The following is a 21806-nucleotide window of genomic DNA, read 5'->3' as shown; positions in this document are numbered from 1 at the left end:
ACCGTCGGCGCACCGGTGACCGGCTACCCCCGGGACAGCCGTATCCCGGAGCTGTTCGAGGCGCAGGCCGCCGCCATGCCGCACGCCTTGGCGGCCCGGCACGGGCAGCGCACCATGACCTACGGGCAGCTCGACGCCCACGCCGACGCGTTGGCCGCTCGGCTGGCCGCCCACGGGGTCCGGCCAGGTGACCTGGTCGGCGTGTGCGGCAGCCGCTCGCTGGAGGCGCTGGTGGCGCTGCTGGGTATTCTCAAGGCCGGTTGCGCGTACGTACCGCTCGACGCGGATCTTCCCCCGGCTCGGTTACGGGCCATGGCCGAGGACGCGGGGCTGGGGGCCGCGGTCACCCTGCCGGGCAGTGCGCGCCGGGTGCGCGGTCTGCGCGTGTCGGTCGAGGTCGGCTCCTTGGACCGGCCCGCCGGCCCTGCCCCCGCCGATCCCGAAGTCACCCGCCCCGTCCCCGCCCCCACCGGAGCCGCCACCGACTGCGCCTACGTGGCCTTCACCTCCGGTACGACCGGCCGCCCCAAGCCGGTCGCACTGTCCCACCGGGGCGTGGTCCGGCTCGTACTGTCCGACCCGGACCTCGCCCCGCCCGCGCCGGGGGACGCAGTGCTGCACGCCTACGGTCTGTCCTCCGACGCCTCGACGATCGAGATCTGGGGCGCGCTGCTGACCGGCGCCTGCCTGGTCATCGCCGACCGGGAGGAACTGCTCTCGCCGGCCGCCCTGGAGCGGCTGTTCCATGAGCACGGCGTCACCGTCGCGTACCTGACGACGAGCGTCTTCCACCTCGTCGCCCGGACGCGCCCCCAGGCCCTGGCCCCGCTGCGCTTCGTCTCCGCCGGCGGGGAGGCGATGGACCCGCGCCTGGCGAGCGCCGTCCTCGCGGCCTGCCCCGGCACCCAGGTGGTCAACTTCTACGGGCCGACCGAGAACGCCGTGGTCTCCACCGCCCACGTACTCGGCCCCCTCCCCGAAACCGCCTCCCACGTCCCCCTGGGCCGCCCCTTCGGCGCCTCCACCTGCCATGTGCTGCGGTCCGACGGAACGCCCGCGCAGCCGGGTGAGGAAGGGGAACTGTACGTCGGCGGGGACGGGCTGGCGCTGGGCTACCTCGGCGACCCGCAGCTGACGGCCGAACGGTTCGTCGCCCTGCCCGCGGTGGAACCGGGCGGGCTGCTCTACCGGACCGGCGACCGTGCCGTACGGCACGCCGACGGGCTGCTGGAGTACCGCGGACGGCTCGACCGCCAGGTCAAACTGCGCGGCGCACGCGTCGAACTGGACGAGGTGGAGACCCGGTTACGAGCACACCCCGAGGTCGGCGAAGCGGCCGTCGAAGTCGACGCCCACTCCCTGACCGCCTACATAACGGCCACCGCCCCCGACCGCCCGTTACCGCTGCCCGCCCTGCGCGCGTACTGCGCCGAGTGGCTGCCTCCCCAGGCCGTCCCCGCCCTGGTGCCGCTGGACCGCTTCCCGGTGACCAGCGGCGGCAAGATAGACCGCACCCGCCTGAAATCCGCCGCGCCTTCGTCCGCCCCGGGGCGCCCGGCCGTACCGTCTCCCGGCCCGGACCGCCGCACCCGCCACCGGTCAGCCGCTCCACTGCCGCCCGGCACCGAAAGCCCCGGCGCCGGGAGGCCCGGCACGGCAAACCCCGGCACCGGCAGCCCCGGCACCGAAACCCTCGACGCCGCAGCCGCGCCGAACCCGCGCGAACCGGAATCGTCCGACGGCCTGCTCGGCCTCCTCACCGAAGTGTGGCAGCAGGTACTGCGCGTGCGGCCGGTCCCGCAGGACGACTTCTTCCTCCTCGGCGGAGACTCCCTGCTCGCCTCGGAGGCCGTCACCCGCACCCTCGCCGTCCTCGGCCTCGACGCCGCACTGGGCTCCGCCCTCATCAGGGCCCTGCTGGCCGCGCCCACCCTCGAAGACTTCACCGCGGCGGTACGCGAAGCCCGCGGCGGCGCCACCGGACCGGCGGGCGGAACGGAAGCGCCCGTCGACTTCGAGGAGGAAACCGCACTCGGCTTCACCCTCCCGCCCGCCGAAGGCCCGGCACCGCGCCCGCACGACGCGACGGACATCCTGCTCACGGGCGCTTCCGGGTTCGTCGGCGCGTTCCTGCTGCACCGTCTGCTGCGCGCGACGGCCGCCCGCGTCCACTGCCCCGTACGGGCCACGAGCCGCCCCCACGCCCGGCAGCGGATCCGGACCGCGCTCAGCCGCTACGGGCTGCACCTCGACGAGGCCGACTGGCGGCGCGTGGAGTGCTTCCCCGGTGACCTGACCCAGCCGCGGCTCGGACTCGGCGCCGAGCACGCCGACGCGCTGGCCCGCTGCCTGGACCTGATCGTGCACAACGGCGCCCGGGTCAACTTCCTCTACCCCTACCAGCAGCTGCGCCCGGCGAACGTCGACGGAACCCGCGAGGTCGTCCGGATCGCCGCGCCCCGCCGGGTGCCGGTGCACTTCGTGTCGACCGTCGCCGTCGTCGCCGGGTTCGGCACCGCCGGGGTACGCGAGGTGGACGAGGACCTGCCGCCGGCCCACGCGGACGGGCTGACCATGGGGTACGCCGAGAGCAAGTGGGTCGCCGAAGGGGTGCTGCGGCGCGCGGCCGCCCAGGGCCTGCCGGTGGCCGTGTACCGGCCGTACGAGGTCACCGGCGACCGGGTGCACGGCGTGTGCAACACCGAGACGGCCATCTGCTCGCTGTTCAAGATGATCGCCGACACGGGGCTGGCCCCCGACATCGAACTGCCGATGGACTTCGTCCCCGTCGACCACCTCGCCGAGTCCCTGGTCCACATCGCCACCCACCGCCCGGCCGACGGCCGGGTCTACCACCTCACCAACCCGCGCCCCGCGATGCTGTCGGACGTCCTGGACCGGATGCGCGCGGCGGGCTTCGCCCTGCGCACCCTGCCGTACGACGCCTGGGTCGGCGAACTGGTCCGCCATGTCGCCGAGAACCCGACGAGCGCCACGGCGCCGTTCGTGTCCCTGTGCGTCGACCGCAGCCGCGCCGCCGACATGTCCGTCAAGGAGATGTACCTCAAGGGCACCTTCCCCGTCCTGGGGCGGCGCAACGCCGAGGAGGCGCTGGCCGGCAGCGGACTGCACTGCCCACCGGTCGACCCGGCACTGCTGGACCAGTATCTGGAGTACTTCTTCCGCTCGGGGTACTTGGCGCGGCCCGGTTCGGCCTTGGCGACCGCTGCGGCCCCGGCCGCCTCTTCGGCCCTGACCGCCTCTTCGGACTCGACAATCTCTTCAGACTCGGCCGACTCTTCTGCCTCGGCCACCTCTCCGGGCTCGGCCGGCTCTCCGGCCGTCTCCGACGAACCCATCCCGGTTCCGGAGGTCGACCCGGGTACCGCCGGTCCGCCGTGCGCCTACGCCCGCCTGCGTAGCGAAGCGCCCGTCGTCAAGGCCAAGCTGCCCAACGGCGAGACGGGCTGGCTCCTGAGCCGCTACGAGGACGTACGAGCCGCGTTCGCCGACCCCCGCCTCGTACGGCCGCTGCTGTCGGCCTGGCCGCCCCGCGAGGGCGCCGACGCCCCGCCACCGTGCCTGCCGACCTTCCTGGAGATGACGGGGGCGCACCACGAGCGCGTACGGCGTACCGTCCTGCCCCTGTTCGGCCGACGGCAACTGGCCTTCATGGAGCCCCGGATCCGCGCGATGGCCGGGGAGCTCATCGACGCGATGGTGGCCGGAGCGGACGGCGGCACCGCGGACCTCGTCGCCTCGTACGCCGAACCACTGCCCCTGCGCGTGCTGTGCGAGACCGTCGGCCTGCCGTACGAGGACCGTGACAGCTACCTGCCGCACACCCTCGCACTCCTGGGCGCGTCCGGCCTGACGATGGAGGAAGTGCTCGCCGCCCTGTACGCGCTGCAGGACTACGCCGCCGACCTCATCGACCGCAAGGAGCGGTGCAACGAGGGCGAGGGCGAGGGCGAGGGGAAGGGCGGAGATCAGGACTACATCCAGCTGCTGCTGGACCGAGCCCGTCGTCCCGACGGCGAGATCACCCGGGACGATGTGGTCAGCTTCGTCGTGACCATGCTCATGGCGGGCTACAAGACCAACATCCAGCACACCGGCAACGCCCTGCTCACCCTGCTCACCCACCCCGAGCAGCTGCGAACACTGCGCGAGGCGCCCGAGCGGATCGGCACCGCGGTGGAGGAACTGCTGCGGCACGTCCCGCTGATGAACGCCATCAACATCCTCGTGGCGACCGAGGACTTCACCCTGCACGGCCGGCACATCCGCGCCGGCGACGCGGTCGTGCCCGTACCGGCGTCCGCCAACCGCGATCCGGAGGCGTTCACCGAGCCGGACCGCCTGGACCTGACCCGGACCCCCAACGCGCACGTCGCCTTCGGGCACGGCCCCCACGCGTGCACCGGCGGGCACCTCACCCGTATGCAGCTGGCCATCGCGATCCAGGTGCTGCTGGAACGCCTGCCCGGCATCGAACTGGCCGTTCCGGCGGAGAGCATCGACTGGGACGAATCCACCCCACTGCGCGCACCGGCCCGGCTCCCCGTGCGCTGGTGAGTCCCCGTATCGCCCGATACCGCTGACAACCACGCCCCGCACGCGGACTCCCCCCTCCGAAGTCCCCACCGTCCCGAGCCCCCACCGTCCCGAGCCGACTCCGACACTGGGAAAGGCCCACTTCACGTGACCAAGCCACCGCAAACGACCACCCCCGACCCGGCCTCGCACGACGCGCCCCTTCCGACCGATGCGCCCCTTCCGACCGAGGAGCCCCTCCCGCACTACCCCTTCAGTACCCGCGGCGACCGGCTCGCGCCCGAACTCGACGAGCTGCGCGCCCGCTGCCCGGTGGCCCGGGTCCGTACCAACTCGGGTGAACAGGCCTGGCTGGTGACCGGTTACGAACTGGCCCGGAACGTCCTGCGCGACCGCGCGTTCGCCCGCTCCGTCCTGGCCGAGGCGGACAGTCCCGCCCAGGACGCCCCCATCCTGGCCCCCGAACTGCTCGACGCCATGAACCACCTCCACCAGGCCGGCCTGCGCGACGAAGTACTCCGGGCCCTGGGCCGTGACCAGCCCGAACTGCCCGCCGACTGGGTCGCGGACATCACCGGTGAGGGCCTGGACGCCATGGTTCGCGAAGGCGGCCCCGGTGACCTCCAGCGCCATTTCGCGGAGTGGGTCGCCGGCCAGTGCCTGTGCCGGTTGCTCGGCCTGCCCTTCGCGGACCGCGACTGGCTCGCCGTACGCGCCGACCTGGACCTGACCATGGTCACCCCGACCCCCGAGGAGCTCGCCCGCAACTGGGAGGAGATCCGTGCGTACATGGAAGCGCACATGGCCGGCCGCCACCCCGGCCGGCCGCGCGGCCTCGCGGACCGCCTCGCCGACCTCAACGCCACGCACGAAGGGCTGACGTGGCGGCAGCTGTCGAACATCCTGGCCGTCCTGTTCGTCAGTGGTTACGAGGACTTCGCGAGCTTCCTGGGTGTCGCGGCGTTCAACCTGCTCCAGCGCCCCGAGGTGATGAGCGCGGTGCGGGCCCGGCCGGAGACGATGCCGCAGTGCGTGGAGGAGCTGCTGCGGTGCAGCGTCGTCCTGGGCAACGCGATCCCCCGTTTCGTCACCGAGGACGCGGACCTCGGACCGGCGCGGGTGAAGGAGGGCGAGATGATCCTGCTCTCCCTGGACGCGGTCAACTACGACGCCGCCGCCTTCCCGGACCCCACGTCCTTCACCCCCACCCGCACCCCCAACCCGCACCTGCGCTTCGGATACGGACGTCACCACTGTCCCGGCGCCCACCTGGTCCGCCGCCAGTCCGACATCGCCTTCCGCGTCCTCCTGGACCGCCTGCCCGGCATCCGCCTGGCCGTGCCCCCGGCCGAGGTCCCCTGGCACCCGAACCGCATGGCCATCATGCCGGCCGAGGTCCCAGTGACCTGGTGAACGAACCGTGCAGTTGATTCGGCCGGTACGGCGGATACGGACGGTAGCGGCGGAAAAGGGGGTGGCCCACGCGGCGCGGAGCGGCTTGGATACGACGCGAGTCGTGATCGACACAGAAGGGGGCAAAAGTATGCGCAAGATCGCAACAGCCGCCGCAGGGCTCTCCCTCGCCCTGGGCGCTGGACTTGCCGTAGCACCCAGCGCCGAGGCGGCGACGCCCTGTCCGAGCGGAGCGGTCTGCATCCGTGAGACGAACGGCACCATCCTGAACAAGAACATCTTCTACAGCTACGGCGCGCACAACCTGTCGAACGTGACCGGCGTACGCGTGATGGTCAACAACCAGACCGGTGGCGCGGGTTTCCAGATCTGCCGCGGGTACAACGGCACCAACTGCTACCCGGTGGTGCGCTACGTGGGCGAATACGCGCCGTACGACATGACGCCGATCAACTCCGTGGTCCTCGTGCGCTGACCCGGCAGCGAGCCGTCCTGGCGCTCGCGATCGCAAGACCGCCGAAAGCCTTCGCAGTGGAGAGCTGTCAGGGCTTTCGGCGGACGCGTCGGTCGCCCCGTGTACCGCACAAATGCACGCCCTTCCCGAACCTGGCCAAGCCCCCCAGAATCAACCCTGTAGCGCAGCACCCCTGCACCCCTTGTGCCGCAGCACCTCTGCACCGCAGCACCTCTGCACCCCGGAACCCAGCAGCCCGAGCAACCCGACAACAGGGGGAAGACATGCGACCCAACGCCGTGACAAGAACCCTCGTCAGCCTCGCCGCAGTCGCCGGTATCGCCGCCGGCGGCCTGGCCGGCGCCACCGCCGCGTCCGCGTCCGCACAGCCCGTCCGCCCTGCGCAGGCGACGGTCAGCGCCGGCCACATCGCGCCGCTCGCCGTGAACAATCTCGGACTGAACTCCAGCGAGGCCACCTGGGTCCAGTGCTGGATCAAGAAGTACTACGGCTACAACGGCGCCCTCGACGGCAAGCTGGGCACCGACAGCTGGAAGGCCATGCAACGCTTCCTCAAGACGCACTGGGGCTACAACGACAACATCGACGGCATCGTCGGCACGAACACCATCAAGGCACTGCAGCGCAACTTGAAGCAGTACCACGGCTACACGGGCGACATCGACGGCATCGCCGGGGCGAAGACCAAGGCCGCGTTCAAGGACTTCGCGGCTGATTCCCGGCCGCACTGCTGAGCGGCTCCGGAACCGCATCCGTAGCGGAACCGGCCGAGCGGCGCCCTCCACGCGGCGCCGCTCGGGCACGTCAGACGGCAGCGGCCGGACCGCCCGACACCGGCCCCGCCGGCAGGTGAACCGTCATGATCAGATGGCACGTCGCCTCCCCCGCGCCGCGATAGGTGTGCGCCTTGTCACCGTCGAAGGTCGCCGTCTGGCCCGCTTCGACCGTGTGCTCGGCGCCGTCCACGGTCAACGTCATGCAGCCGGCTGTGACGCTGACGGTCTCCACGACTCCGGCCTGGTGGGGGTGGCTGGGATATTCCTCACCCGGTTCCAGCCGCCAGCGCCAGATCTCGGCCGGGGCCGGGCCCGAGGTCGTCAGCATGAGCCGGGCCTCACTGCCCCGCTCGCCGGCCCACAGCGGTGTGACCGCCCCCGCGTCCACCACCCGCACACGGCCTTCGGGTGCCCCCTCCATCAGGGCGGACACCGAGACGCCGAGCGTGTCGGCCAGCCGGATCAAGGTCGAGAAGTTGGGGTTGCCCTGGGCTTTCTCCAGTCCCACCAGCGCTCCCTTGCTGACCTGGGCCCGCCGGCTCAGTTCGTCCAGGGACAGGCCCGCGCGGGCACGGGCCGCCTTGACGTTCTGCGCGAGTGCCCGCAGGGCTGCGGCCGTCTCGGCCATCTGATCACCTTCCACAGCTGAACCAATCGAATGCACCACTCGGTCATTCGGTTGACATTCCCCGGTCGTTTCGATGTACGGTCTAGTCGTTCCATTGAAGCGTAAGGGATGGTGCTGTGATCGCTCTACTGCTGGCCCTCGGAAGCTCCCTCGCCTACGGATGCGCCGACTTCCTCGGCGGTCTCGGCGCCCGGAAGGCGCACGTGCTGCGTACCGTGATGATCGCGGCTCCGGCCAGTCTCGCGGTCGAATTGCTGCTGTGGCCGGTGCTCGGTGCCTCCTTCAGCCCCGCCGCCCTGGGCTGGGGCGCCGCTTCCGGGGTGGCCTCGGCCGCCGCGTTCGCACTGCTCTACAAGACCCTGGCGATCGGCCCGATGAACGTCCTCTCACCCGTGACCGCGCTGATCTCCGCCGCGCTGCCCGTCGGTGTGGGCCTGCTGCAGGGCGAGCGGCTGGCCACGGCCGGGCTGATCGGCCTGCCCCTCGCGCTGGTGGCGGTCGTACTGGTCAGCGCCGGGCACGGAGCCGGGGCCGCGCGCCCTTCCCGTACGGCGCTGCTGCTGGCCTTCGGCGCGGGTGCCGCCATCGCCCTCCAGCTCGTCTTCCTGCACCAGGCGCCGTCCGACAGCGGAGTGGCTCCGCTGATCATCGGCCGGACGGTCTCCTCGGCCGTCACCCTGACCGCGGCCGGTCTGATGCGCCGCGGGCTCGGGCCCGAGAAGCCCGCCTACGCGCTGTCGGCCACGGCCGGTGTACTGGACTCCCTGGCGAACCTGCTGTTCCTGCTCGCCTCCCGCAGCGGCGACCTGACCGTCGTCGCCGTGATCACCGCCCTCTACCCGGCCGGTACGGTCATGCTCGCCCGCGGGGTGCTGGCTGAACGCATCCACCGCGGCCAGCTCGTCGGCCTGGGCACCGCCGCCGTCGCCGTCAGCCTCCTCGCCCTCACCTGAACCCCGCCCCACCCGCACTCCCTCCGCACTTCACCCCGACCTCTTCCGACCTCGTCTGACCTCTTCAAGGAACGGAGCCCCCACCCATGCCCTTCCACCTCAGCCCCGCCGTCGCCGACGCCTTCCCCGGCACCCTCATCGCCCTGGTCACCGCGACCGGCTTGCGCGGCCACGAACCCTGGCCCGCCACCACGGCCGCTCTCGAAGACCTGGAGCAGCGACTCGCCGCGGGCACCTGGCAGCCCGCCGACGAGTCCGACCCCCGTATCGAGGCGTGGCACACCGCTTACCGCTCCTTCGGCACCAACCCCCGCCGCATCCGCCCCAGCGTCGACGCGCTCGGCCGCCGTATGGCCAAGAAGGGCACCCTGCCGCGCATCAACCCGGCCGTCGACTCCTACAACGCGGTCTCCGTCCGGCACGGCCTGCCCGCCGGCGCCTTCGACCTGAGCCACGTCACCGGCGATGTCGACATCCGCTACGCGGACGGCACCGAGACCTTCACCCCGCTCGGCGAACCCGACACCACCGAGCACCCCGAGCCCGGTGAAATCATCTACGCCGACACCACCCGCGTCCTCACGCGCCACTGGAATCATCGTGACGCTCACCGCACCCGCGTCACCGAAAACTCCACCCACGTCACCTTCGTCCTCGAAACCCTCCACGCCACCCGCGACGGCCACCTCCTCAAGACCGCCGCGCACGAACTCCAGGACCTCCTCACCCCGCACACCGAACACACCACCGTGCACTACCTGACCCCGTCCCAGCCCACGGCCTCTCCGACGAACTCCTGAGAGAAGGCCGCCACCAGCCCGAACCCCGAAAGGCGAGCATCCATGCGCACTCTCTACGTGGTCACCCACCCGGAAGCGACACACCACGTCGAGAACGTCGTCGGCGGATGGCATGACTCACGGCTGACACCCGCCGGCGTCCGCGCTGCGGCCTCCCTCGCCCAGGCGATACGGTCCAAGGTCCCGCTCGGCGCAGAGGTGGAGCTCTTCTCTTCGGACCTACGGCGCACCGTACAGACGGCCGAGCCCATAGCAGGACTGCTCCACTCAGAACCGATACTGGACCGCAGGCTGCGGGAGAAGTCCTACGGTGAGGCGGAAGGAAGGCCGCAGGAGTGGCTGGACCGGCGTTTCGTCCCACCGCCGGCCGTACCTCTTGCGAGCACCAGGTCATCGTGACGCACGGCGGCTCGCTGACATTCGTCGTAGCTGCGTGGATCAACATGCCGATCGAATCAGCCGGTTACGCCAGTTTCCTGGCCCCCTCCGGCAGCATCACCACCCTGCGCGAGGACCACTATTTCCACAACCGCCAGGTCACAACCCTCGGCGACGCCCGCCACCTCGACACCATCCGTCCCGGCTGACTGGTCCCGTCACCGCACCAGGCCGCCCATACGGTGACGTGTGTGCCGGAACGCGGCCCGGACCTCGGTGACCAGCAGATCCGGCTGTTCCAGGCCGGGGAAGTGGCCGCCGTGATCCATCTCGTGCCATGACCGGAGGTCGAGATAGCGGCGTTCGGCCCAGCGCCGTGCGGTCGGCCATGGCTCGGCCGGGAACAGTGAGCAGGCGGTGGGCGTCGTCACCGGTTGCGCGTTCTCCTCTTCGGCGCTGCGGGGTACCCACCGCATGGTCTCCCAGTACCAGCGGGCGCTGGACGCGCCGGTCCCGGTGAGCCAGTACAGGGCGATGTTGTCCACCTGCTGCGACACGCTCACCCCGCCGCCGGCCTCGGGCCGGGTGTCGGAGTAGGCCGCGAACTTCTCACCGAGCCACGCCGCGAGACCGGCGGGGGAGTCGAGCAGGGAGTAGCCGAGCGTCTGCGGACGCGTCGCCATGATCATTCCGAAGCCGTAACCGTCCGCGAGATGGGTGTCGCGTCGTGCCAGCATGCGTTGCTCCGCCGGGTCCGGCGTGTTCCGGTCCTCCGGCAGGGGAGAGGCGAGCGGCATCGTCAGGTGCAGACCGGCGACCCGCTCGGGCACCTGGCGCGCCAGTTCCGTACTGACGTAGGCACCCCAGTCACCGCCGTGCGCGCCGAACCGCTCGTACCCGAGCGCGGTCATCAGCTCGGCCCATGCCCGCGCCGTACGGGCAGGCTGCCAGCCGCGCTCGCGCGGACGCTCGCTGAACCCGAACCCTGGGAGCGCCGGTACGACGACGTGGAACGCGTCGGTGGCGGAACCGCCATGAGCGACGGGATCGGTGAGGGGCCCGAGGATGTTCTCGAATTCGAGTACGGAACCTGGCCAGCCGTGGGTCAGCACCAAGGGGAGCGCCGTGGGCTCGGGCGAACGCACATGCCAGAACGCGATGTTCAGGCCGTCGAGGCGGGCGCGGTAGTGCGGGATCGCGTTCCAGCGGTCTTCCGTGGCCCGCCAGTCGTGCTGTCGCCAGGCGCTGAGCAGCGTCCGCATCCGGTCGAGTTCGATGCCCTGGGTGGCGTCCGGCACGGTCTCCGGCTCCGGGAGCCGGACCTCGTCCAGACGGGCCCGCAGCAGGGCCAGCTCGCGGTCAGGAATGTGGATGGGGTAGGGCTCGATGCGCGCGTTCTCAGGCGTTGTCGCCGTGCTTCCAGACATGTACGAAACCGTAGGTACCGCCACCGCCTGGGCCCATGCGTGAGATTGCCGCGCCGTGGTCAGGAATTGCGGTACGCCGAGGGACGGACGCCGGTGTGGCGCAGGAACGCCGTGGACAGGGCGCCGGCGTCGGCGAACCCGCAGAGCGGCGCGATCCGGGCGACCGTGAAGTCGGTGTCCCGCAGCAGACGTTTCGCCTCCTCGATGCGCAGGCGGATGAGGTACCGGTGGGGCGTTTCTCCCGTCGCCCGGCGGAACACGCGCACGAGGTGGAAGACGCTCAGATGCACCTCGTCCGCCATATCGGACAGGGTGAGCGGCTCGGCCAGCCGGTCACGCATGAGCGCGACCGCCGCGCGGACACGCGCGTCCTCCCGCGCGGGGGTGTGCCCGCCCGGGGCCCGGGAGTGGCGGGTGAGCAGGTGTACGGCCAGGAAGGCGGCCGAGGCCTCGGCGTACAGGTCCCCGGTCTCCTCCGCCGAGCCGACGGCACGGACCGCCTCCACGAGCAGCGGATCCCCGGCGGCCACGGAGGCCGCCATGCGTTCGTAGTCCACCGCGCCGCATCCCAGCTGCGCCGCGGCCCGCTCGACGGTGCCGCGCGGGATGTGCACCTGCACACTGCGCAAGGGCCCGTCCCCGCGATAGCGGCGCAGCACCGGCCGGTCGGGAACTCCCAGTTCGAGCCGGCCCGGCGCCCAGGCGTGACGGTGCCATCGACCATCGGCCCGCGTCTCCATCACCGCCTGGCCGCCCACCGGCAGAACCAGGTGCAGATCCGCCGCGGCCGGCAACTCCATGCTCTCGACCACCGGGACGTGATGGAACCGCTGGACGAGCAACGACTGCCAGCCGGCGTCTTCCCAACTGCAGTGGGTCCGCCGGACGTAGGCATCCATGTCGAACCCGGTGTAGGGCTGGAGGTCGAAATGAGCGGAATTGAACACCATGCGGCCGAGCGTAATGGAGAGCCGGTGCACTGGACCCCGTGAACAGGCCGATCGCCGGCTGGGCGGTGCGCCTTGGCGGCCGCGGTTGTGATGCGACTGCCAAGGCTCTCGTCACAGACTGGTGCTTTCGCGGGTTGGGGCGCCATCGCTTTCGGCGTCCCCAGCCCCCAGTCCCCAGCCCCCAACCCTCAACGCCTCAGAGCATGAGCAGAAGTCGCGTGTGCGGAACCAGCTTCCGGTTCACACTGGTGCTCTGCACGAATATGGTGAAGTCGTCATTACGGTCGGGATTGACACGGACCTCCGCATCCGGCAGACCCAGCAGAGACCGGGCCTCCGGTCCCGTGTACACCCGGTCCGTCTTCTTCTCCAGTACCGCGATCTGCTTCCGTGCCTGGATCTTCTCCGACTTGCTCAGCTGATAGAACGCACAACCGGTACGGTAACTGTGCCCGCATTCGATGACCCAGTCCCGTATCGCCGCTGCCCGGGCCACGGGAATCAGCTGGTACTTCGACGGGTCCACCGGAGTGAGGCCGGCGGCCTTGATGGTTTCCTCATTGACCGCATCCGCGCCCGTGGAAAAGACCGCACGCGATCCCCGGATGCCCTGGGCCCGGCCCACCATGAAATTCTCGGTGGCCTGCTGGATGACCTGCCCGGCCTCCTCCAGGCCCTGGGTGCTGGTGGCGTCCCAGATGGCGATGTTGTCCTTCGGGAAGCCGCACTGCATGGCTTCGCGCTTGCCCATCTGGTCCGGCACGAGGACGGCCAGCGTCCAGTTGTCCTGCTGCGTCTGAATCATCTTGGCCACGGCCTGGACCAGTTCACGCGGGTCCTTGCCGGGGGCGTCCGGACAGTGGTGACTCGCATTCTCCTGCCCGTCGGTCAGCACGAACGTGAGAAAGCTGTGGTCGCCGTACAGCTGCGCCGTCTGAGCCAGCTCCCGTTGCGACTTCAGCGTGGCCGCCAGCAGAGCCGTCATTCCACCGACCCGGTACAGCTGCTTCAGGGACGGCATCCGCAGCACGTCCTTGTCATAGATGACGCATTCCACCATGTCCGCGAAGGCATACACCGTGACCCGGGTTTCCTGGCCCAGCTCCTGCGACCGGCGGGCCAGATACGCGATCTGCTGATCGGCGACATCGACGACCTTACGGCTCAGGTGTGACATGGACGAACTGGCATCCAGCACGAGAGCGACGTGATTGATGTAGTTCTGGTTTCCGGACATGAGCGGCTCCCCCTCTTCTGATTCGGTGTTCCCACCTTCTCACCCACCACTGACAATCGGCCTTGGAGCGGAGGGAGCACAGGCAGCACAGGTAGCGGGAGAGAGGAGGAAGCGCAGGAGGCGCACGGACCGCAGGGACCGCAGGGACCGCAGGGACCACAGAGATCGCAGACCACAGAGACCACAGAGACCACTGAGATCGCAGGACGGCCGCCGGCCCCACCGCACCAGGGGACCGCCCCCTACGCCTGCCCCTGCCTCTGCTCCTGCTCCTGCTCCCGCTCCCGCTCCTGCCGCTGTGACGGCACGTCCCGTCCCTCACCGCGGCCCCGGCGCAGTACCGCGGTGGCGGTCGCCAGGAAGTCCCGTACGGCACCCGTGCAGTTGCTCTCCGGTGCCGCCAGGCAGGTTCCGACCGGCAGAGCGTCGGTGACGGGCAGATGGACGAGGTCGGGGCGGGAGTACGAGCCCGCGACGCTGAGGGGGACGAGGGCGATGCCCTGCCCGGAGGCGATGAGTTCGAACTTCTCCTCCAGGGAGGACGTACGCCGCGTCCTGACGTCGAGGACCGGCTCGCCTTCGAGGTCGGCGGACGTGAGGGCGCCACGCCCGGCCAGCGGATGCGTCACGGGCAGGCACGCGACCTTGGTCTCGTGGCCGATGGGGACGGTGTGCAGCCCCGAGTCGTCGAAGGGGCGCCTGAGGTACCCGACGTGCGCGCGGCCGTCGCGCAGCGGTGCGTCCTGTTCCCACCAGCGAAGTGGGAAGACGTCGATCATGGCCTCCGGGTGCGCCGCGGTGAACGCCCGGATCGCGTCCGCGACATGGAGGCCCGGCGAGAAGGCGATGACCAGCCGCTGCTCGCCCTGCTCGGCCTCGTGGACGCGCCGCAGCGCCGCGTCCACCACTGTGGTGATCCGCGGCGCCTCGTCGTACAGCTGCCGGCCCGCGGGGGTCAGCTCGACGCTGCGCGTGGTCCGGGTGAACAACCGGCACCCCAGCTCCTGTTCGAACGCGCGGATCTGCCGGCTGAGGACCGGCTGTGCGATGAACAGGGCCTGGGCCGCCCGGCCGAAGTGCCGGTGCTCGGCCACCGCGACGAAGTAGCGGAGCTTGCGCAGATCGAGATCCATGCCCTGACGGTATCAATGCGGACGGAAGGGTATTGGACGTCCGGTCGGACCCCTCGGAGACTTGCCGTGTCATCAGCCGACGCGCCGAGGACGAGCGGCGAGGACGAGCATGCCGGTCGGCCCGGCGAGCCCGTACCCTGCGGCCCACGGCCGATCGGCCACCCACCCACGGGCACGAGCACGTGGTCGGAACCGAAACGGCCCCCTTCGGCTGAGGACGGCCGCTCCCGCACCACCCGCTGCCGCGACCGCTCCCGACATGGCCGTTCGCCGGCGAACCACCGCCGGCGAACCACCGCCGGCGAACCACCGCCGACGACGCCGGCCGTGTCCCTTGCCACCTTGTCAGCCCTCACCCATGAACAGGATGCACATGACCGACACCCGCCAGACCGCTCTGATCGTCGGGGCCTCCCGGACCCTGGGACTCGGGCTGGCCGCCGAGTACCTGCGCCGCGGCTGGGACGTCATCGGTACGGTCCGGGGCGCCCGGCGCACCGGACTGCACGACCTGGCCGAAGCCTCCGACGGGCGGCTGACCGTCGAGTCGCTGGAAATGACCGATCCGGAACAGATAGCGGCCCTGCGCGACCGACTGAAAACGCGCACCCTCGACCTGCTCTTCGTCAACGCCGCCATCACGCGCGGCGACCTCCCGATCGGCGAGGTCCCGACGGACATGTTCACCGAGGTCATGGTCACCAACGCGCTCGCCCCGATGCGCGTCCTGGAATGGCTCCGCCCGCTGGTCGCGCCGGCCGGAACCATCGGCGTCATGTCCTCCGACCAGGGCAGCATCACCCTGAACACGGACGGCGGACAGGACCTGTACCGGGCCAGCAAGTCCGCGCTGAACCAGCTCATGCGCAGCTACGCCGCCCGCCACGCCGCCGACACGCGGACGCTGCTGCTCATGGACCCGGGCTGGGTACGCACCGAACTGGGCGGGATGGAGGCCGATCTCAGCGTCGAGGAGAGCGTCCCGGGGGTGGCGGAGACCATGGAGCGCCACCGAGGGAAGACCGGCCTCCACTTCGTCGACCATCAGGGGCAAGTGGTGCCCTGGTAGCTTCTGCGGCCGGGACGGGCCGGAACCGACCGGACGCCCTCGCCCCGGCCGTACCCGGTCGGGCGTTCGGCGTCGGTCGGCTCAAGTGGGGCCGACACCAACCCTTGAAGCCGCGTACCTCTGGCCATGGGCGAAGGCACGAACTCCAGCACCGACCGGCCGGATCGACCGGACCGGCGCGTATCAGGCTCGGTACGGCGCCGGCTCCCGGGCCCCGGCCGACCTGTCGGCCGCGGCAGTGGTGTCAGGGAAGAAGCGGCGGGCGGCGAGGGCGACATGGACCAGGCCGATCAGTACGGGCACTTCGATGAGGGGGCCGACCACCCCGGCCAGCGCCTGCCCGGAGGTGGCGCCGAAGGTGGCGATGGCCACCGCGATGGCCAGCTCGAAGTTGTTGCCCGCGGCGGTGAACGCCAGCGTCGTCGCCCGTGGGTAGTCCAGGCCGGCCGCGCGGCCCAGGGCCATGGACCCGGCCCACATGAGGGCGAAGTACGCCAGCAGGGGCAGCGCGATTCGCGCGACGTCCAGAGGCTGGGAGGAGATCGCATCTCCCTGCAGGGCGAACAGGACGACGATCGTGAACAGCAGCCCCCACAGGGCGAACGGGCCGATCCTCGGGATCAACTTGGTCTCATACCAGGCGCGTCCCTTGGTCTTCTCGCCGATCCGGCGGGTCGCGAACCCGGCGACGAGCGGGATGCCGAGGAAGATCAGCACGCTGCGGGCGATCTCCCACACCGAGATGTCCAGCGTCGTCTGGTCCAGACCCAGCCAGCCGGGCAGCACCTGGAGATAGAACAAGCCCAACGCGGAGAACGCGAGCACCTGGAAGACGGAGTTCAGGGCGACCAGGACGGCGGCGGCCTCGCGGTCGCCGCAGGCCAGGTCGTTCCAGATGATGACCATGGCGATGCAGCGGGCCAGCCCGACGATGATCAGTCCGGTCCGGTATGCCGGCAGATCGGGCAGGAAGATCCAGGCCAGGGCGAACATGACGGCCGGGCCGATGATCCAGTTGATCGCCAGGGACGGGATCAGCAGGCGGCGGTCGCGGGTGACGGTGTCCAGGCGGTCGTAACGGACCTTGGCAAGGACCGGATACATCATCACCAGCAGGCCGAGCGCGATCGGCAAGGAGACGCCAGTGACGCTCACCTTGGCCAGCGCGTCCCCGAGCCCTGGGATGAGGCGGCCCAGTCCCAGGCCGAGGCCCATGGCCAGCAGGATCCATACGGCCAGGAAGCGGTCCAGGAAGGACAGCCGGGCGGCGACCGACCCGGCGGCTGGGCCGGTTTCGGCGGTCATGAGGCGGCCCCGGTCGGCTCGGGCAGCGGCTGCCCCGCCGGGCGGGTCAGGACGCCGGCGAGCCGGTCGGTCATCTCGGGCAGCAGCCAGTAGTACACCCACGTTCCACGGCGTTCGCAGTCGATCAGGCCGGCCTGGCGCAGCAGCTTGAGGTGGTGGGAGATCGTCGGCTGGGACAGGCCGAAGGCCGGGGTCAGGTCGCACACGCACACCTCGCCACCGGCTCGGGAGGCGATCATCGACAACAGCCGCAGCCGCACCGGATCCCCGAGCGCCTTGAAGACCTTCGCCAGCGCGGTGGCCTGGTCCTCGTCCAGCGGAGCGGTCAGCAACCCCGGACAGCACTCCTGGATCCCGACCTCCTGGACCCCGCCCTCCCGAATCTCGCACTCCTGGTTCCCGACGGGCGCCTCAGGCTCTTGTTTCGACATCCCTCTATATTGACGAACGCCTATCCAGGGCGCAAGCTGGCCTGCATCGAAAACCGTCGATGCAATGAGAACAGGGAGGACGCCATGTCCCGTGTCCAGCTCGCCCTCAACGTCGCCGACCTGGAGGCGTCGGTGGCCTTCTACTCCAAGCTCTTCGGCGTCGGGCCGGCCAAGCGCCGCCCCGGATACGCCAACTTCGCCGTCACCGAGCCGCCGCTGAAGCTCGTCCTCATCGAGGGCGAGGCGGGCCAGGAGACCCGGCTCGACCACCTCGGCGTCGAGGTCACCTCCACCGAGGAGGTCACCGCGGCCACCGACCGCCTCAAGGAGGCCGGTCTGGCGACCTTCGAGGAGAACGACACCTCCTGCTGCTACGCCTTGCAGGACAAGGTCTGGGTGACCGGTCCCGGCAAGGAGCCCTGGGAGGTCTACGTCGTCAAGGCCGACGCCGACCGGATGGGCAAGAGCCCCGCCCCGGGCGGTGATGCCTGCTGCGCCGGCGAAAGCGCGGCTGCTGAGTCCGCCCAGGCTGCCGCTGGTTGCTCCTGCGGCGGCTGACCCGCCGGCACGGCGAAGAACGCGGCCGCTCACCGTCGAAGTCCCGCCGGCCAGGCCGCCGGGGCGTGGCCGGTAGGGCGTCCGCCGTAGCGCAACTCATTGCGCCCGGGGCCAAGACCGTACCCAGGAATCTCGTCAGGTGTCCGACCCGTCGGGACGCTCAGCGCGACCGGGGTCGTCCGGCCCCGGGGACCGCGGAGGGGAGCTACGGCCATGAAGGCGATCGTTCAGTATGCGTACGGGGCGGAGGACGTCCTGGTCCTGCGGGACATCGACCGTCCCGTACCGCGCGACGACGAGGTGCTCGTCGAGGTACGTGCGGCCGGTGTGGGGCCCGAGGTGTGGCACCTGATGACAGGCAAGCCGTACGTGGCCCGGGCGGTCCTCGGACTGCGTAGGCCCAGGAACCCCGTCCGGGGCTGGGACGGGGCCGGGCGGGTCGTGGCGGCCGGGGCGAAGGTGACCGGCTTCGGGCCGGGGGACGAGGTGTTCGGCACCTGCCCGGGGTCCTTCGCCGAGTACGCGCGGGCCAAGGCCGACAGGGTGGTGCTCAAGCCCGCCGACCTCACGTTCGAGCAGGCCGCCGCCCTCCCCGTCTCCGGCATGACCGCCCTCCAGGCGCTCAGCGGCACGTCCCGGCCCCGGCCCGGTCAACGGGTCCTCGTCATCGGTGCGTCCGGCGGCGTGGGAACGTACGCCGTCCAGCTCGCCACGGTGTACGGCGCGGAGGTCACCGGCGTCTGCGGTCCCGCCGGCGCGGACCTCGTCCGGTCCCTGGGCGCCACCCACGTCATCGACTACACGCGTCAGGAGATCACCGATGGCCCGTACCGCTACGACGTCATCGTCGACAACGCGGGACTCCGGCCGCTGCCCGTACTCCGCCGGGCCCTCACACCGCGCGGCACTCTCGTCATCGTCGGCGGCGAGGGCGGGAGCGGCTTCCTCGGCGGGATGAGCCGTGACCTCCGGGCCGTCCTGCTCTCCCCCTTCCGCACCCAGAACCTCCGCAACCTCATCTCCCTCACCCGCCGCGAGGACCTCCTGGCCCTGAAGGACCTCGCCGAGAAGAAGCAGATCACCCCGGTCATCGACCGCACCTACCCCCTCGCCGAGGCACCCGCGGCCCTCCACCATCTGAGGCACGGCCACCCTCGGGGCAAGCTCGTCGTCACCGTCTGACGGCTGCCCGCCATCGCGCGATCGGGCCGCGGCGATGGCGGACGAGTACGGCCACCCCGGCGCGACCTGCTTCGTCCGGGGCCCAGCCGGGTCAGCCCCGATAGCGGGCGCGGCCCACGGCGGCGGCCACGGTCAGCGGGACGGTCAGGATCGCGGCCGTCAGGAACATGCCCCGATAGGCGTGGTCTTCCGCGGGGCCGGCGGCGAAGGCGCTGGCCAGGGCGCTGCCGACGTAGAGGGCCACACCGAACATCGCGACACCGGTGGCGCGGGCCGCCGGCGACAGCGCGGTGGCCCAGGACTGGATCGTGGAGTGCATGAACGACCAGCCGCCACCGAGCAGCAGAGAGCATCCGACCAGCGCGGGCACCGACTGGCTGGCCGCGGCGAGGCCGAACGCCACCGCTATCTGCACCCCGCCGACCACGATCAGCCGCACCGGCGTCCAGCGCCCGACCAGCCGCTTGACCACCTGCGCCGCGGCCATCGAGCCCACGCCGTACAGCGCGGACACCGCGCCGGCCAACGTCGCCGAGGCGCCCTGGGCCTCCAGCGCCGGCGCGATGTACGTCAAGAAACCGAGCAGGGTGGCGCCTTCGAGCATCGCGACGGCCATGACGTACCACTGCCAGCGGGAACTCAATACGATCTTGAACGGGGCGAGCAGCGCACCCGATGCCGCCCGCGGCGGTTCGGGCAGCCGGCGCAGCGCCACGACCAGATAGGCGGCCACCAGGCCGGGCAGGGCGAACACCAGCCGCCAGCTGACGTAGTGCGCCAGCGCCCCGGCGACGACGGTGGCCACGGCGGTGCCCAGCGCGAAGGCGGTCATCAGCTCGCTGAGCGGGCGCTGGCGCACCGCGGCGGGCACCGTGTCCCCGACGTACGTGATGGACGCGGCGATGGAAGCGGCGAAGAACGCGCCGGCCGCGACGCGGGCCACGATCAGCATCGTCGCGCCGGGCGCGATCACCGAGCAGAGCGCGGCGAGGGCGGCCCCGGTCAGCGAGATCCGCATGACCCGCACCCGGCCCAGCCGGTCACTGGCCAGGCCCCAGACCGGCTGCATCAGACCGTAGGCGAGGAAGTAACCGCTGGCGGCGAGCATCACCGTGGTCAGCGGGACACCGAGCTGGACGCCGATGAGCAGCAGCATCGGCGTGATGCAGAAACGGTCGAAGTTGCTGACGAACCCGGCCGTGCGCAGCAGGCGCAGGGACGCGGCGGGCAGCGGCGGGGCGGCCGGGCCGGTCGGACCGGTGGCGTCGGCCGGACTCGTGGGGGCGGCGGATTTGCCGGGCCCGGTGGCGGTGGCCGGCGGAGGAGTGGCGGCGGCCGGTGGGGGAGTGGCGGCGGTGTGCTGTGAGCCGGTGGTGTCGGTGGTATCGGTGGTGTCCATGGGGCTCCTATGTCGTGCTGGCCGGCTCTTCCGAACCGGTGGTTCCAGCCCATCACCCCGGCCGGCCGGCGGGGCCCCGTAGCCGATTACCCTTGCTCACACCCTGGGGCGCGGCGCGCTGCCCCAGGACCGGATCGGTGGTTCGAGGAAGGAGTGGCACGTGAACGGGGGCGGACCCAGCGGCCCACGCCGCGAACTGGGCGCGTTCCTGCGGTCCCGCCGCGAGCGGCTGGCACCCGCCGACGTGGGGCTGCCGGGCTCACCGCGGCGCCGTACCCCGGGGCTGCGGCGCGAGGAGGCCGCCGAGCTGGCCGGGGTCAGCAGCTCCTGGTACGCGTGGCTGGAGCAGGGCCGGGTGCGGACGTCGGAGCAGGTGCTGCGGTCCGTGGCGCGGGCGCTGCGGCTGAACGCGGACGAGACCGCGCACGTGCTGTCGTTCGTGGAGCGCCCGGGCACCGCCGAACAGCCGCCGGGGTGGGTGTCGCGGAACCTGCTGTCGCTGGTGGAATCACTGACGCCGAACCCGGCCGTGGTGCTCGACCCGCACTGGGACCTGCTGGCCTGGAACCCGGGCTACACCGCGCTGCTCACCGACCTGGCGCGGCTGACGCCCAAGCAGCGCAACTTGCTGTGGCTGGTGTTCCGCTGGCCACCGGCCCGTACGCTGCTGGCCAGTTGGGAGCCGGAGGCACGGAGCCTGCTCGGCCAGTTCCGCGCGAAGGCGGCCCGGCACCCGGAGGACCCCCGGTACGCCGAGATCACCGAGGAGCTGCTGGCCGACCCGGACGCGGCCCGCTGGTACGACCGCCGGGAGACCTCGGCGTTCCACCCCGCCGTACGGCATTTCCGGCATCCGGTGGCCGGCGATCTGCAGCTGCGGTACGTCAAGCTCGCCGCCGTCGACGAGCCCGGCCACCACCTGCTGGCCTACCTTCCCGACAACGACGCGACCAAAGAGGCGCTGGGAACGCTCGTCGGGTGAGCCGGAGCCGGCCCCGCGGGCCGGCTCCCGGAGGAACGGGGAAGCAGGCAGCGGTGACGGCCCGACCGCGCTCGAAGCTGCTGTCGGGCCGCCACCTTCACCTCCACCCGCCACCGCGCGACGGGTGCGCCGGGAGCCGACCACCGGCTCCCG

The 21806-nt window shown here is 71.3% G+C and carries 20 protein-coding genes; 12 read left to right on the top strand and 8 right to left on the bottom strand.

From position 1 onward, the window contains the following. The first annotated feature begins 15 nt into the window (after positions 1-15). The 4 genes from AB0L45_RS30320 to AB0L45_RS30305 all read left to right on the top strand — a co-directional run bounded on the left by AB0L45_RS30320 (position 16) and on the right by AB0L45_RS30305 (position 7179). Complete coding sequence (locus tag AB0L45_RS30320) at positions 16-4578, top strand: amino acid adenylation domain-containing protein (RefSeq protein WP_365845541.1); 4563 nt, start codon at positions 16-18, stop codon at positions 4576-4578. Positions 4579-4704: 126 nt separating this feature from the next. After that, entirely contained in the window at positions 4705-5970 is a 1266-nt protein-coding gene (locus AB0L45_RS30315) for a cytochrome P450 (protein WP_365845539.1), read from the top strand. 130 nt (positions 5971-6100) lie between these two features. After that, entirely contained in the window at positions 6101-6445 is a 345-nt protein-coding gene (locus AB0L45_RS30310; RefSeq protein WP_365845537.1) for a hypothetical protein, read from the top strand. A 263-nt stretch (positions 6446-6708) separates the two neighbouring features. Next, positions 6709-7179 (top strand): peptidoglycan-binding domain-containing protein, encoded by a 471-nt coding sequence (locus tag AB0L45_RS30305; protein ID WP_365845535.1) that lies wholly within the window; start codon positions 6709-6711, stop codon positions 7177-7179. Positions 7180-7249: 70 nt separating this feature from the next. Here AB0L45_RS30305 and AB0L45_RS30300 read toward each other — a convergent pair whose 3' ends face one another. Further along, on the bottom strand, positions 7250-7849 hold the full coding sequence (locus tag AB0L45_RS30300; RefSeq protein WP_365845533.1) for an XRE family transcriptional regulator: 600 nt from the start codon (positions 7847-7849) through the stop codon (positions 7250-7252). A gap of 116 nt (positions 7850-7965) precedes the next feature. On the opposite strand from AB0L45_RS30300, the gene AB0L45_RS30295 reads away from it, so the two are divergent. From AB0L45_RS30295 to AB0L45_RS30280, 4 genes are all read left to right on the top strand, one after another. Continuing rightward, positions 7966-8802 (top strand): DMT family transporter, encoded by an 837-nt coding sequence (locus tag AB0L45_RS30295; protein WP_365845531.1) that lies wholly within the window; start codon positions 7966-7968, stop codon positions 8800-8802. An 86-nt stretch (positions 8803-8888) separates the two neighbouring features. Beyond that, on the top strand, positions 8889-9602 hold the full coding sequence (locus AB0L45_RS30290) for a phenylalanine--tRNA ligase beta subunit-related protein (RefSeq protein ID WP_365845529.1): 714 nt from the start codon (positions 8889-8891) through the stop codon (positions 9600-9602). Positions 9603-9644: 42 nt separating this feature from the next. Next, positions 9645-10001, top strand: coding sequence for a histidine phosphatase family protein (locus AB0L45_RS30285; protein WP_365845527.1), 357 nt, complete (start codon positions 9645-9647; stop codon positions 9999-10001). A gap of 44 nt (positions 10002-10045) precedes the next feature. Next, the gene (locus AB0L45_RS30280) at positions 10046-10189 is read left to right on the top strand and encodes a hypothetical protein (RefSeq protein ID WP_365845525.1); all 144 of its coding nucleotides are present in this window, start codon (positions 10046-10048) and stop codon (positions 10187-10189) included. A 9-nt stretch (positions 10190-10198) separates the two neighbouring features. Here AB0L45_RS30280 and AB0L45_RS30275 read toward each other — a convergent pair whose 3' ends face one another. The 4 genes from AB0L45_RS30275 to AB0L45_RS30260 form a co-directional block, all read right to left on the bottom strand. Next, positions 10199-11407, bottom strand: a complete 1209-nt coding sequence (locus tag AB0L45_RS30275) for an epoxide hydrolase (protein WP_365845523.1) — start codon at positions 11405-11407, stop codon at positions 10199-10201. A 59-nt stretch (positions 11408-11466) separates the two neighbouring features. Beyond that, a complete protein-coding gene (locus AB0L45_RS30270) occupies positions 11467-12357 on the bottom strand; it encodes an AraC family transcriptional regulator (protein WP_365845521.1) in 891 nt (296 codons plus the stop codon). Positions 12358-12553: 196 nt separating this feature from the next. Then, positions 12554-13594: a vWA domain-containing protein gene (locus AB0L45_RS30265; protein WP_365845519.1), complete on the bottom strand. Its 1041-nt coding sequence runs from the start codon at positions 13592-13594 to the stop codon at positions 12554-12556. A 242-nt stretch (positions 13595-13836) separates the two neighbouring features. Then, positions 13837-14727: a LysR family transcriptional regulator gene (locus tag AB0L45_RS30260; protein ID WP_365845517.1), complete on the bottom strand. Its 891-nt coding sequence runs from the start codon at positions 14725-14727 to the stop codon at positions 13837-13839. Between the two features lie 373 nt (positions 14728-15100). Here AB0L45_RS30260 and AB0L45_RS30255 point away from each other — a divergent pair, with 373 nt between their 5' ends. After that, entirely contained in the window at positions 15101-15796 is a 696-nt protein-coding gene (locus tag AB0L45_RS30255) for an SDR family NAD(P)-dependent oxidoreductase (RefSeq protein ID WP_365845515.1), read from the top strand. A 183-nt stretch (positions 15797-15979) separates the two neighbouring features. Here the strand turns inward: AB0L45_RS30255 and arsB are convergent, their stop codons facing one another. Together arsB and AB0L45_RS30245 are read right to left on the bottom strand one after the other, a co-directional pair. Continuing rightward, positions 15980-17101, bottom strand: coding sequence for an ACR3 family arsenite efflux transporter (gene arsB, locus AB0L45_RS30250; RefSeq protein WP_365845513.1), 1122 nt, complete (start codon positions 17099-17101; stop codon positions 15980-15982). Next, positions 17098-17532: a metalloregulator ArsR/SmtB family transcription factor gene (locus AB0L45_RS30245; protein ID WP_365845511.1), complete on the bottom strand. Its 435-nt coding sequence runs from the start codon at positions 17530-17532 to the stop codon at positions 17098-17100. Before AB0L45_RS30245 ends, arsB begins: the two co-directional genes overlap by 4 nt. A gap of 84 nt (positions 17533-17616) precedes the next feature. Here AB0L45_RS30245 and AB0L45_RS30240 point away from each other — a divergent pair, with 84 nt between their 5' ends. Both AB0L45_RS30240 and AB0L45_RS30235 read left to right on the top strand, forming a co-directional pair. Further along, positions 17617-18090, top strand: a complete 474-nt coding sequence (locus AB0L45_RS30240; RefSeq protein WP_365845509.1) for an ArsI/CadI family heavy metal resistance metalloenzyme — start codon at positions 17617-17619, stop codon at positions 18088-18090. 213 nt (positions 18091-18303) lie between these two features. Next, entirely contained in the window at positions 18304-19272 is a 969-nt protein-coding gene (locus tag AB0L45_RS30235) for an NAD(P)-dependent alcohol dehydrogenase (protein WP_365845507.1), read from the top strand. A gap of 91 nt (positions 19273-19363) precedes the next feature. On the opposite strand, the gene AB0L45_RS30230 is transcribed toward AB0L45_RS30235, so the two are convergent. Then, entirely contained in the window at positions 19364-20671 is a 1308-nt protein-coding gene (locus AB0L45_RS30230; RefSeq protein ID WP_365845505.1) for an MFS transporter, read from the bottom strand. Between the two features lie 160 nt (positions 20672-20831). Here AB0L45_RS30230 and AB0L45_RS30225 point away from each other — a divergent pair, with 160 nt between their 5' ends. Continuing rightward, positions 20832-21653: a helix-turn-helix transcriptional regulator gene (locus AB0L45_RS30225; protein WP_365845503.1), complete on the top strand. Its 822-nt coding sequence runs from the start codon at positions 20832-20834 to the stop codon at positions 21651-21653. Positions 21654-21806 lie beyond the last annotated feature (153 nt).

Source organism: Streptomyces sp. NPDC052496, from assembly GCF_040679095.1.
Lineage (GTDB): Bacteria > Actinomycetota > Actinomycetes > Streptomycetales > Streptomycetaceae > Streptomyces.
The sequence above is the reverse complement of the archived record's forward strand: the minus strand, read 5'-3'. Positions and strand labels throughout refer to the sequence as shown.